At 56.7% G+C, this 12142-nt stretch carries 12 protein-coding genes and 2 pseudogenes; 8 read left to right on the forward strand and 6 right to left on the reverse strand.

Features of this window, described 5'->3' with window-relative positions; all coding sequences use genetic code 11:
• Positions 1–321: 321 nt before the first annotated feature.
• Positions 322–744 (reverse strand): annotated as a pseudogene (locus ABEV74_RS06345) (cell wall hydrolase).
• Positions 745–1034: 290 nt separating this feature from the next.
• On the opposite strand from ABEV74_RS06345, the gene cyoE reads away from it, so the two are divergent.
• The 4 genes from cyoE (at position 1035) to ABEV74_RS06365 (ending at position 3758) form a co-directional block, all read left to right on the forward strand.
• Positions 1035–1895, forward strand: coding sequence for a heme o synthase (gene cyoE, locus ABEV74_RS06350; protein ID WP_430144482.1), 861 nt, complete (start codon positions 1035–1037; stop codon positions 1893–1895).
• Between the two features lie 51 nt (positions 1896–1946).
• Entirely contained in the window at positions 1947–2552 is a 606-nt protein-coding gene (locus tag ABEV74_RS06355) for an SCO family protein (protein ID WP_062491452.1), read from the forward strand.
• Positions 2553–2593: 41 nt separating this feature from the next.
• Entirely contained in the window at positions 2594–3526 is a 933-nt protein-coding gene (locus ABEV74_RS06360; protein ID WP_062491454.1) for an AEC family transporter, read from the forward strand.
• A 61-nt stretch (positions 3527–3587) separates the two neighbouring features.
• Positions 3588–3758 carry a hypothetical protein gene (locus tag ABEV74_RS06365; protein ID WP_430144485.1) on the forward strand — a complete coding sequence of 57 codons (171 nt, stop codon included), beginning with the start codon at positions 3588–3590 and terminating at the stop codon, positions 3756–3758.
• Between the two features lie 120 nt (positions 3759–3878).
• Here ABEV74_RS06365 and ABEV74_RS06370 read toward each other — a convergent pair whose 3' ends face one another.
• From ABEV74_RS06370 to ABEV74_RS06390, 5 genes are all read right to left on the reverse strand, one after another.
• On the reverse strand, positions 3879–4664 hold the full coding sequence (locus tag ABEV74_RS06370; RefSeq protein ID WP_430144488.1) for an SDR family NAD(P)-dependent oxidoreductase: 786 nt from the start codon (positions 4662–4664) through the stop codon (positions 3879–3881).
• A complete protein-coding gene (locus ABEV74_RS06375) occupies positions 4661–5467 on the reverse strand; it encodes an SDR family NAD(P)-dependent oxidoreductase (RefSeq protein ID WP_430144490.1) in 807 nt (268 codons plus the stop codon). Before ABEV74_RS06375 ends, ABEV74_RS06370 begins: the two co-directional genes overlap by 4 nt.
• A 223-nt stretch (positions 5468–5690) precedes the next feature.
• Positions 5691–6047, reverse strand: a complete 357-nt coding sequence (locus ABEV74_RS06380) for a ribonuclease M5 (RefSeq protein ID WP_430144493.1) — start codon at positions 6045–6047, stop codon at positions 5691–5693.
• Positions 6048–6221: 174 nt separating this feature from the next.
• Entirely contained in the window at positions 6222–6338 is a 117-nt protein-coding gene (locus ABEV74_RS06385) for a sporulation protein YjcZ (protein WP_145977156.1), read from the reverse strand.
• Between the two features lie 119 nt (positions 6339–6457).
• Positions 6458–7651: an MFS transporter gene (locus ABEV74_RS06390; RefSeq protein WP_430144497.1), complete on the reverse strand. Its 1194-nt coding sequence runs from the start codon at positions 7649–7651 to the stop codon at positions 6458–6460.
• Positions 7652–7827: 176 nt separating this feature from the next.
• On the opposite strand from ABEV74_RS06390, the gene ABEV74_RS06395 reads away from it, so the two are divergent.
• From ABEV74_RS06395 to ABEV74_RS06410, 4 genes and pseudogenes are all read left to right on the forward strand, one after another.
• Entirely contained in the window at positions 7828–8271 is a 444-nt protein-coding gene (locus ABEV74_RS06395; RefSeq protein ID WP_235593368.1) for a hypothetical protein, read from the forward strand.
• Between the two features lie 27 nt (positions 8272–8298).
• Entirely contained in the window at positions 8299–9447 is a 1149-nt protein-coding gene (locus tag ABEV74_RS06400) for a transglutaminase domain-containing protein (protein ID WP_062491482.1), read from the forward strand.
• Between the two features lie 58 nt (positions 9448–9505).
• Positions 9506–11554, forward strand: a complete 2049-nt coding sequence (locus ABEV74_RS06405; protein ID WP_430144501.1) for a peptidoglycan D,D-transpeptidase FtsI family protein — start codon at positions 9506–9508, stop codon at positions 11552–11554.
• Positions 11555–11766: 212 nt separating this feature from the next.
• Positions 11767–12033: pseudogene (locus tag ABEV74_RS06410) on the forward strand (DUF2975 domain-containing protein); the annotation flags it as partial.
• Positions 12034–12142 lie beyond the last annotated feature (109 nt).

Genomic DNA, 12142 nt, shown 5'->3' on the forward strand with positions numbered 1-12142 from the left:
CGCCTGGGCCGTAGCCGTAAGCGCCGTAACCGTCATACCCGCTTTTCGGAACATACGATTGCGCGCCGAGGTTGGAGTACGCGCCAACGTTCGACTGTGCGCCGAGGTTCGACTGTGGCGCAACGTTCGAATATGCGCCGACATTGGACGGTTTCGATTGCGCGCCGACATTCGACGGCTTCGACTGTGCGCCGAGGTTCGACTGCGCACCGAGGTTCGACTGCGCGCCGACATTCGACTGAGGCGCGATATTTCCTTGCGTATTATAAGGTAATGCCATCGATGTTGATCCTCTCTTTCCTTTTGTTCGTAAGTTGTTCGTTAATAAACGCCGGGGCAGTCTTCCCAGGACGGAGAGTAGAAGCAATGGTTTTTAAACCGGCCGCTATGCGCCTGGTTCCACCAGGTCGGCGGGCACTCGCCTGCCGGACGGAAAAACCACAGCGAGTAGGTGGCGGGGTGATGGCGCTCGCCGTTAACGAGACGCTGGGCCAACCGGATTTCCCTGTCCCGCGCCCTTTGATAAAAGTAGCTTTTTTGGGTTGACTCGAATCCTCCGGGAGACTAGAATACCATCTGCGGAATTGTGCGGATGTTCACAAAATCAAGACAGTTGCACTTGACGCGGTTAACCATGACATTTCCAGCCATAAGCATGCCGAGATCGCCCTCGCCTTCGGCTTCCGCGCGCATGAGGCGGGCCAGCAGCTTGATATCCTCGGAATTTGCATTGACGACGGCCATTTGCGGGTTGTTCACATCCTTTCGGGTTTGCTGCCTTTAAGCGGTGAGGTCCGCTTATGGGCGTCTGACTACAATGACATTTTATTTGAAGGTTCGGCAATTGGTGCTTTGTCCCGGCCAAAAATAAAGGTTGTGTCGAAACGGCGTCTTAGAGGTGGCAAAATGATGAACAAACGCCGTGAAGATTGTCAACGCCCTGTTTTTTCGGTATCATTAGATCGATTCGATTTTACTATGTAAGGCGCGTTATGATACGCGCCTTGTCTCGCAATTAATAGGAGGCTCGCCAGGTGTTAAAAGATATGATCGCCCTGACCAAACCAGGGATTATCCGCCTAAACGCCTTTGCCGCGTTCGGGGGATTCTGGGTGGCGTCGAAATGGGAAATCGATTGGCTGCTGCTTCTGTATATGCTGATCGGTTCGTCGCTGACGATGGCTTCCGCCTGCGTTATTAACAACTACTGGGACCGGGATCTGGACGCCAGGATGGAACGAACGAAAAACCGTCCGCTTCCACAGGGCCGGCTGTCGCCTTCCGTGGCGCTCGCTTTCGGCGTTGCGCTCGGCATTGCGGGATTGGCCGTTTTGTTCTTCCTCGTCAATCCGCTGGTCGGTTGGCTCGGGGTGCTGGGCTGGTTTGTATATGTCGTCATTTACACATTTTGGCTGAAGCGCACGTCCGTATGGAATACTTCTGTAGGCGGCATTTCGGGAGCCATGCCTCCGGTTATCGGCTATTGCGCCGTTGAGGGCCAGGTCGATGCGGGCGCATGGATTTTGTTTGCCCTGCTGTTTTTGTGGCAGCCCCCTCACTTCTGGTCGCTTGCCATCCGGCGGGTCGAGGAGTACCGGGCGGCTGGATTTACGATGCTGCCGGTCGTGAAAGGGATCAAGCGAACCAAGCTGCAGATGATTCCGTACACGCTATTGCTCATACCGGCCGGTATTCTGCTTTTTGCTTACGGCTATGTCGGCTATATATTCCTTGTCGTCTCGGTCGTGTTCGGAGCCGTTTGGTTCATTCAGACGGTGCAGGGCCTGAAGGCGGAAGACACGGAAAAATGGGCGAGGACGAACTTTCTTCTGTCGGTCAATTATTTGATGGTCATCTTCCTGGCCATGATTATCGATACGGACGGTATATTTTAACGAAAACGGCGGTATGTCAAACCGTCTGAAAGATAAGGGGGAGAGGGCAAGATGGCATTCGTCCGCAAACATGCCTTCAAAATCGCTCTGTTCGCGCTGTGTCTGGCGATGGCAGCCTATTTGCTTATATCCAATCTGAAGGGCGAGGGAGAGAAGCTGGAAGTGCTGCAGAAGGCGCCCGATTTTGAACTGACCAGCATCGACGGGGAACAGGTTTCGCTTCAAAATACGAACGGCAAAGTGCGGATCGTCTATTTTTACTTCGCCAGCTGTCCGGACGTATGTCCGCCGACGACGTTCATGCTGTCGCAGGTGCAGGATCAGCTCAAGGAGAAAAACCTGTTCGGCGAGAAGGCTCTGCTGATCTCGATTACGTTCGATCCGGAGCGGGATACGCCCGAGGCGATCCGCAATTTTGCCGACAAGGTGCATGCGGATTATACGAGCTGGAAGTTTTTGCGGGGCGAGGAGGAGCCGACCATCGCATTGGCCAAAGAGTTCGGGGTCGGCGTATTCAAGGACGAGAAAGGGCAGTTCTCCCATTTCAACGTCATCACGCTCGTGGACAAGGAAGGCCAGATCCGCAAATGGTACAACGGCAATGACGAAAACTTGACCCCTGAGCAGATCGTCAAGGATATGGAATCGTTGATGTAAAAAGGAGTACCGTCGCAAGGCGGGCGGGGAGAGAGACGGGAATGACGATTTTGCTGCACATCTTATGGAACAACGTGCTCCCGCTGTCAGTGATGGTCGCGATCGGCGTCATCCTGCAGCGGGCTTTTTCTTTGGATATCCGGACGTTGTCCAAGCTAAACTTTTATCTGTTTTCGCCATCCATTATTTTTGACCTGCTGTATACGACAGACATCTCCGGGCAGCTCGTGGCCCGGGTGCTGATGTTTTTTGCCGTGTTTATGGCGCTGCAGTATGCCGTGGTCGAGCTGGCCGTCCGTGGGCTGGGGCTCAACAGCGGCATGCGGAGCGCGATGCGCAACAGCGTGCTGTTCTACAACAGCGCGAATTACGGCATCCCGCTGAACCAGCTTGCCTTTGCGGGCAATCCGTACACGCTGTCGATCCAGGTGCTTATCATGATGATGCAGGCGCTCGTGCCGAATACATATGGGGTGTACAGCGTAAACGCGCACAAGAGCAATTTTCGGAATATTATGCGGCAAATCATGACGATGCCCATCATCTATGTTATCCCGCTGGCGTTCGCGCTGCGCGGCTTTTCGGTCGAACTGCCGGGATTTATCATGACGCCGATCGGCTATTTGTCGGACGCGTTCATCGGGACGGCGCTCATTACACTCGGCGTGCAGCTCGGCAGCATGAAGTGGCAGCTCGGGGGCAAGCTGCTGAAGCTTGTGCTGACTTCCAATGCGCTTCGTCTTGCGGTCGGTCCGCTGCTGGCCGCCCTCGTCGTCTGGCTGCTCGGAATCGATGGTTTGATGGGAGCCGCGCTTATCGTATCGTCGGCCGTTCCGACTTCGCTCAGCAGCGTGCTGCTGGCGGTCGAGTTCGACAACGAGCCGGAATTTTCGTCGCAGGCGGTGTTTATGTCGACGCTGCTCAGCGTGGTGACGGTTACCGTCGTCATATACTTGCTGCAAATTCAGGGCTAGCGGCATAGCATTCGAAATGATGCCCGTGATGGAACGAAATTCGGATAGAGGAGCCGTAACGATGCGGGAACCTATGGAAACGCCGCAAGTTTCTGCCGATCTTGATATTCCCGACGCCAATCTGCGCAGAACGGCCGAGTTGGCCGCAAAAGCCGGCATCAAGCTGAGACTGCATACGAAGACGCACAAAAGCGTATGGGCGTGCGCGGCGGGCGGCTCGAACGGTTCATAACAGTCGATGCGCGGGGCAAAATTCAGTAAGGACATTCCCGTTACGCGGCTCGCCGCATGGTGGCGTTCAACCACATGGGCGCCGGGCGCGCCGCGCATCGACGCTTGATTTTCGACAAAATTAGCGGTTGCCAAAATTGAATGCGCTTTCTATGATGGCCGCGCCGTTTAGAAATTCGCTTTCGTCGGAGACGATATGGCAGACAAGATGGGCCACGTCGCCCGGCAAGCCGACGCGGCCGAGCGGGAATTTGCGGCGGATGTCGCGCGGGCGGGATTTCGGCTTCGCAACGTTCGCGGGCGGCGGCGGGGCCGATCGCATGGAGCTTCGCTTGCCGACGTCGACGGCGCCCGGTTCGACGGTATTGACCGTAATGCCGTATCTCCCCAGCTCGATCGCGCTTTCCCTCCCGAGCATGCGGATGCCGCCTTTCGTCATGGCGTAGACCGGGTCGAAATCGGTCGGCCTTTTGCCGTGAACCGACGAAATGTTGACGATCCGGCCTTGACCCCGGGCTTTCATGCAGGGAACGACGGCCTGGATGCACTGCCAATAGCCTTTCAGATTGACGGCCATCATCCGGTCGAACTGTTCCTCGTCATATTCGAACAAATCGTAATTGAGCTGCATGGCGGCGTTATTGATCAAAATATCGACCGTCCCGAACCGGTCGACAGTTTCCCGCACCATCCGGTCGATGTCCGGCTTATGCGCCACATCCGCCTGTACGAGCATGCAGCTTGCGCCCGCCTCCTCGATCCGCCGCTTCGTCTCGAGCGCGCCGTCGGCGCTCCGGTTGTAATGAACCGCCACCTGCGCGCCGCGCCTGGCCAGCTCCACGGCGATGCCCTGGCCGATTCCCGTTCCGGCCCCGGTGACGAGGGCGGTTTTGCCGGTTAACTTCATGGCGCACCTCCCGTCGTTTCATGTTGAGGCCGTTTCATTTTATGGTCCATATAATGCATCAGAAATCCGCCGTCCAGCCGGACGTCGGCCCCGTTCAGGAAGTCTGCCTCAGGGGATGAGAGGTAGAGTGCGAGATTCGCAACGTCGGCATAAGTGCCCAATACGGCGTTCGGCACTTTGTAGCGGTAATCTTCGTACAGGGCGGAGATGCCGCTGCGGAACCGCACGTCGTCGCCTTCGAGCGGACCGAGCTCGATCAGATTGACGTTGATGCCGTGACGACCAAGCACAAGCGCCGCTTCGCGGCAAAGCATTTTGATGGCGCCCTGGGACACACTGTACGCGAACGAAGCGCCCGTCGGCTTCTCGGCATGAATGGAGCCGATATAGATGATTTTGCCGGACCGCTTCGCGGCCATCTGCCGTCCGACCGCCTGCGTGACGACGAAAGCCGACTTGGCGTTGGCGTTCAGGACGGACAGGAACCGCTCCTCGTCGCAAGTTTCCACCATTGCCGGCCGGACGGCCCGGCGGTTGTGAATGAGCACGTCGACCGTTCCCAGTTCGCGCTCGGCCCGGTCCAGCAAAGCGGCTGTTTCGCGGGGGCTGCACAGATCGGCGCCGGCGGCGATCGCCGGACAGCCGGCGGCGTGCAGCTTCTCGAGAGCGGGTACGAGGGCGTCCGTTCCCGCTTCGCTGTTCAGGATGAAGCGCGCTTCTTCCGGAGCGAAACGGTCGATCAGCGCCATGCCCGATGCGCTTCCGGCTTCGGCGATCATGACGACTTTATCACGCAGTTTCATCGATCCCCTCCATGCGGCTGAACGCCGGTTTGGTTGAAAGGCGGCCGCAACTTCATCTTAGTCAGTACGACCCTGCGCTGGCGATGCCGTAAATTTACGATTTTGTTTGTTTTTTTTCGCTTTCGCGGAGTTGCTTTTGCAGATTTGCTTTCGCGGAGTTGACGAGGGACATGAGGAGATAGGCGCCGAAGCCGTGCCGAATCTGCAAGCACGGCGTGCCGCTTCAAGAGAATGAAACGGGTTGGCCGGGCGGGTAGAGGATATATTCTTCGAGCCCCGCCTTCTCGAGCTGGGCGATCAAATATTCGTCCGGCGTGTTCTCGACGCCGGGATAGCCTTTACGCGTGTAGATATGCTCGGCATCGGGGAACAGATCCCGCAACATGCCGCGGATGCGCCTGCCGGATGCGTCGTTGTCGGTGAACAGATAGACGTGGCGGTCGCCCACCGCCTTGCGCAGCTTTTCCAGCTGGCGCGTGCCCGGCGTTCCGTAGGTGCAGAAAACTTCGATTTCGGCGCTTAACAGACGCCGCAGCCGGGCGCGATCGTTTTTTCCTTCCACGATGACGACAATATCCATTCCGCTCCCCCTTTGGATTTCAGTTCGGCTTCGATGCAAGCGCAACGTTTTTGCCGGCGTTTAATGATGCTAGTGTACCCGATTTGCCGACAGGTTTCAAAAAAAAGCTCTCCCGAAGGAGAGCCGTACGTGTTCACGGGCCGGAGCGGCACTGTTTTGACCCTTATTATTTATTTAGAAAAATCCGAAACAACCGCAGAATACAATAACCAGCAGAATAAACAGGACGAGAATCGTGCCCGTTGAAGTCCAAAGACCACCGCCGAATCCGGCACCACCGACATGAGACATCGTGTTGTCACTCCTCCCTTTCGTAAGTTGAGAGGTCATGGCTCTATGCGTTCGCATAGGTCACCCGACACCATATCGTATGTACGGGAAGTGAAATAGCCCTATGCGTTCACCCAGTATCACGAAATATGGGTCCGTGCGGAGATCGAACGTCCGACGCACAGCGGCAGGATGGCCGCAGCCAGCATCAGGACGGCGAATGCGATAAAGTAGGACGAAATCTGCTCCCGAAGATGTCCCGCAAGCATCGGGCCGATGAAGGCGCCGACCGAAAAAGCGATGGACAGTGCGGAGAACGTCCGTCCGTACCGTTTCCCGCCGCTTAGCTCGATGAGGAGCGACGACAGTGCAGGGAAAATGACGCCTTTGCCCATTCCGATGATAAACAGGACGGCCATGAGCGGAACCGGGAAGTCCGCCGCAATCGTATAGTAGCAGACCGCCAGCAGCAGCGTCCCCCACAGCGTCCGGTAGTAAGGGGAAAGCCGGTTCAGGAACAGCATGCTGAGCGTCAGCAGGGCACCGAGACTGACGATGGAGAAGAGCAGGCCGGTCGTCATCATCGCATCGGGGGTTTGACCCATAAGCGGCAGCTCGAACGACAGGATGCCCTGCGCGCAGCTGGTCGCCACCGGCAGCAGAAAGACCGTCCAAGGGATGCCGGCCTCCCGGCGCAGCTTGCCGCCGCTATCGGAAGGCTTCGCGGCCGGATCGGAAGCGGATTCGGCCGGAGCTGCGGAGGAAGCGGAAGCGTCCGCCGTTGCAGGGGCAATGTCGCGAATGAAGAAGAGCGCGCAGACCGCGGTGGCGATCAGAATCCAGCCGAGCGCGTAAAACGCTGCCGTAAAGCCGATTTGCGCGACCAGATAGGCGCCGGCGGCGGGAGAAACGACGGATGCCAGCGTATGGATGAATCCGTTGCCGGCCATCAGCTTGCCTTGGCGGACGCGGTCGGTTGTAATCCGGGCGAGCAGCGTCATGCAAGCGGGCGACAGGAAGGCGAGCACGAAACCGCTGACGGACCGGAGGACGAGAAGCTGCCACGGATTGGTGACATGGGATTGAACGATGAGCACGGCGCCGGCGGTGAGCAGGCTGAACACGATAAACAGCCGGCTGCCGTATCGGTCGACGCCGTAGCCGGCGATCAGGTTGCCCGGCAGGTGAGTAATCGAATACAGCCCCATCATCAGTCCGATGAATGACGGCGCGGCTCCGAGCGAGATGGCGAAAGGCGTCAAAATCGGGTACTGGGCGTGCAGGTCGAAGAACGCCACGAACAGGAACAGATAAAGCCATACGGCGGTTTTCAAGCCGGTTTCCTCCCTTGCCTTGTACAAACAGTTACTACTACTTGTACGCCCGTTTTCGGCGAATATGTCTGGGACGCGGGAAACGGCCTGCGGTGCGCATTTACGCCGGCCGACGACGTAAGGTATAATGTTTTGTAATCGTGTTTCGTACGCGGTATAATGGAGGGGAAGCGATTGTGAATTTCGATTTCAATTACGATTGGGCAACCTGGAGCCGCTTTTTCGAGGAGAACTGGTTCGTTCTTGTCATCGCGCTCATTCTGCTGCTTGTCATCGTCGGCATCGTCAAGACGGTGGTCAAGTGGCTGCTCGTTGCCGTTGTCGTCATCGCGGTCGTCGTGTACAGCGGCTACAATCTGGAAGATTTGAAGTCTATCGGCGAGAAGGTGACCGACACGGTCAAGCAGGAAGCGCTCAACGCGATGGTCGGGGAAGCGCTCAACGCGACATACATCGAGAACGGGGACGGCACGTTTACGGTAAAGACGGACAACCTGGAGCTGCAAGGCGTCCTGGGAGAGAATGAAGTGAAGGTGTCGTTTCGCGGCGCCCCTCTCGGAACGTGGAAGATTGACGATACGATTCGCGATTTGATCGACAAGGCGAAGCAGAACGTATAGCCTGGTTTTGTTGTAGGAGGTAACAGCATGACACACTTCGTGCAGGCGTTGACGCAATGGGAACCTGTGGCGGTCGTGGTGCTGCTGCTCCTGCTCGGCTCGCTCGTCCAAGGCATGCGAAGAGGCGCATCGGGTTCCGCGAAGCGCCTCTTCTTCTTTATATGGGAAGCGCTGCTCGTCGTCGTATTCCTGTTTGCGGCCGCGCGCCTTGCGGCAGCATGGTCGCCTGCCGCACAGCGCTGGCTGGCGGCGCGGGTAACGGTGCCGGAAGGGGAGCTCGGCGCGCTTGCGCAGTTGTGGTATACGCTGCTGACGGGCATGCGGGACTTCACCCTGCTTCGCTTCGGCATTCTGTTTCTGATCAGCTACTGGCTGCTGCGTTTCGCGGGCAGCTTCCTTACCCCGCTCGCCCATATCCTGTTCGAGCGGCTTACCGGCGATCGGGACGGCGAGGAGGAACGATCGGCCGGCTCGCTCGCCAGCCGGGCCGCGGGGGCGCTGATCGGGGCGGTTCACGGCGCGGGAAGATCGCTCGTGCTGCTGGCCGCGCTGTTCATCTACGTCTCGCTTGTGCCGGGCGGTCCGCTGGCCGAAGGGATACGATCCTCGCCGCTGTACGGAGAGGCGTCGGAACGGCTGCTGCAGCCGGTCGCCGGCAGCATGCTGGCCGACCGGGGGCCCGTGCTGACGAAAGCGGTGGAAGAGGAATTCCAGCGGATTTTGCAGCGCAAATACGAAATTATCGATTACAACATACCGGACGATATCGCCGCCGCGGCGCTGCAGGTGACGAAGGACGAGCGGACGGCGGAAGGCAAGGCAAAGGCGCTTTACAACTGGCTCGGCACGCGCATCGCCTATGATTGGGAAAAAGCGCGAAATTACGAGGAACGCGGCATTTGGAAGGAACAGACGCCCCAATATACGTTCGAGCACCGCAAAGGGGTTTGCATCGATACGGCCCGCCTGTACGCTTTGATGGCAAGGGCGGCGGGGCTCGAGGCGCGCGTCGTGACCGGATTGGGGGCGGACGGGCAAGGAGGCTTCGGCCCGCATGCCTGGAACGAAGTGAAGGTCGACGACGGACGGTGGATACCGCTGGACGCAACCTGGGCATCGTCCGGTAACTGGTTCGATCCGCCGAACTTCGATGAGACGCATATTCGCGGCGCCTAAAAGAACGGCAAGATGTTATCCGCCATGGAGACGATAACGGGAGAGGAGGTACAGCGGCATGCAGCAAGATCCGCAACAGAAGGAGATTGCCCGCCGCAGGCAATTCTCCGTTCGGCTGAACCTGTTTTTTTTCGCCACATTCGTATTGTTCAGCATCCTGATCGTGCGCCTCGCCATTTTGCAATTTGTCGAAGGGCCGACGCTGAAGGCCGCACAGGATAAAATCAGCACCAAAGACGTCCGGATTCCGCCTATCCGGGGCAATATTTACGATTCGACCGGGGAGACGATTGCTTATTCGACCTCGACGCAGTCGCTCTATTTTCAGATCGAGCCGGGATTCAAGAACGACGAAGCAGAACAATTCGCGCGCCGTCTGAAAGAGGTGTTCGATAAATACGGCGATCCGGAGAAGGCGATGACGGTCGAGGAAATCATCGAGAATATGGACCTGACATTCCGACGGAACACGATTTCGGTGCCGAGACGGATCAAGTCCGGGCTGACGAATGAGGAGATCGCCTACTTCGCGGAAAACCGCGATCAGTTCAAAGGGATCGACATCGTCGAGGAGAGCATCCGCCATTACGATAAAGATACGGTGGCGGTGCAACTGATCGGTTACTTGAAGAAATTCAAGGGCGCAAAAGATCTTTCGTTCTACAAAAATATGGATAATGTAACCGATCCGCGGCTGAAATATTTGGATGACGAGCAGGTCGGTTTCGACGGGCTCGAATATATGTACCAGGAGCAGCTGCGCGGTAAGAACGGGCTGAAGACGTACCCGGTCAACGCCGCGGGCCGCATTATCGGCCCGGTGCAGATTACGAACCCGGAGCAGGGCAACGATCTGTATTTGACGATCAACAAACAGGTGCAGCTGCGCACCGAGCAGGCGATTATGGACCAGCTGAAGGAGCTGCAGTCGACCCCGAACGGCCGGGGGGCGAACGCCCGCACCGGCTACGCGGTGGCGATGGAGGTCAAAACGGGCAAAGTGATCGCGATGGCCAGCATGCCGGATTACGATCCGAACGTCTGGGAAGGCGGCAGCATTTTGACCGAAGATTGGAATAGACTCCAACGTTTCATGGAGAACGGGACGATTCGGGAAGTGTATCAGCCGGTAGAGGACTACGGCAAGCACCCCTCTTCGCTTGTGCCGCTCGGTTCGACGATCAAGCCGCTGACGGTGCTGATCGGGCTGAACGAGAAGCTGTTTACGACCGACACCTATTATAACGACGACGGCGTCTTCTATTACGGGAAGGAAGGAATTCACCGGAGATCGATTCGCAACGCCCGGGGGGCGGTTTACGGCATGATGGACCCGGCCCGGGCGATCGAGAAATCGTCCAACCCGTTCATGGCCGAGATGGTCGGCAACGCGCTGTACATGAAGTATAAAGGCGACGAAGGCGTAAAAGTATGGGACAGCTACATGAAGCAGTTCGGTCTCGGCGTCTCGACGGAAAGCGGATTGCATAACGAGTTGAAGGGTATCATTGAATATTTCAATGAGGCCAAATCGGCAAGCGTGCAGTCGGCGCTCGTCCAGGCGTCCTTCGGCCAGCAGGGCCGCTATACGACGCTGCAGCTGGCCCAATACGCGGCGACGCTAGCCAGCCGCGGCAAGCGGATGAAGCCCCAGTTCGTGAACGAAATCCGCGATGCGAACGGCAATCTTGTGCAGGGCTTCGAACCGGTGGTGCTGAACACCATCGATTTCCCGGACAGCTATTGGGAGGAAATCGAGCAGGGGATGCGCCGGGTCAAGGTAACAGGGTTCGAAGGCTTTCCGTACCCGTTCTTGCGCAAGACCGGTACGTCCGAGCAGAGCGTGGCCGGGAAGATCGTCGACAACGCCGTATTCATCGCGGCCGCGCCGGCGGACGATCCGGTGCTTGCGGTCGCCGTCGTCGTGCCGGAAGGCGGTTTCGGCGGGCAGGGCGCGGCGCCGATCGTCCGTAAAATTTTCGAAGCTTACGACGACGAGATCGGTTTTTACGGCAAGCCGAAAAATCCTACGAAACCGGCGGGCGCCTCGAAGTCCGGCAGCACGACGAAGGCGGCCGGAGCGGACACCGCCGAGTCGGCGGAATGAGTCCAGCGATATTGTTCGTGTTTTACGATAAATTGAATGGTTAAAGCTATAGAGCATTTCCTTGTAATGAGGAATGCTCTTTTTTTGGTTTAAAAAAGAATGATATCTCTATAACAACAAAAATATATTTAATAACGATATTTTATTATTGTAAAACGATAAATTCGGTGGTAAAGTCAAATTGAATTCAATAATAAGTGAGGGGGTTTTTTATGAAACGAGGAACAACGCTTTTTTTAAAGGTAGCTGTTATTCTTATTGGAATCCCGGTTCTTGCTTTGTGCATATTTTTGGTGCCTGACATAGCGAATTATGCAGCTGAATTGGTTCCAGATATTACTTATATGAAATATCTCGTTTTAATCGATTTGTATGCAACGGCGATGCCTTTTTACTTTGCTCTGTATCAAGCTTTTAAACTTTTAAGCTATATTGACAAGAATAAAGCCTTCTCGGAATTATCTGTAACAGCTTTAAAAGTCCGGTGAAAAAGTCCGCGTAAGCAGGCCTTTATCACGGGTTTGTCGAATTTATATCGTAACACGATGATCGAAAGAGTGATTGAATATGAAAGCCTATAAGTCATCG

Origin of the sequence: Paenibacillus cisolokensis, assembly GCF_050481165.1 — a bacterium.
Classification (GTDB): Bacteria; Bacillota; Bacilli; order Paenibacillales; family Paenibacillaceae; genus Paenibacillus_AH; species Paenibacillus_AH cisolokensis.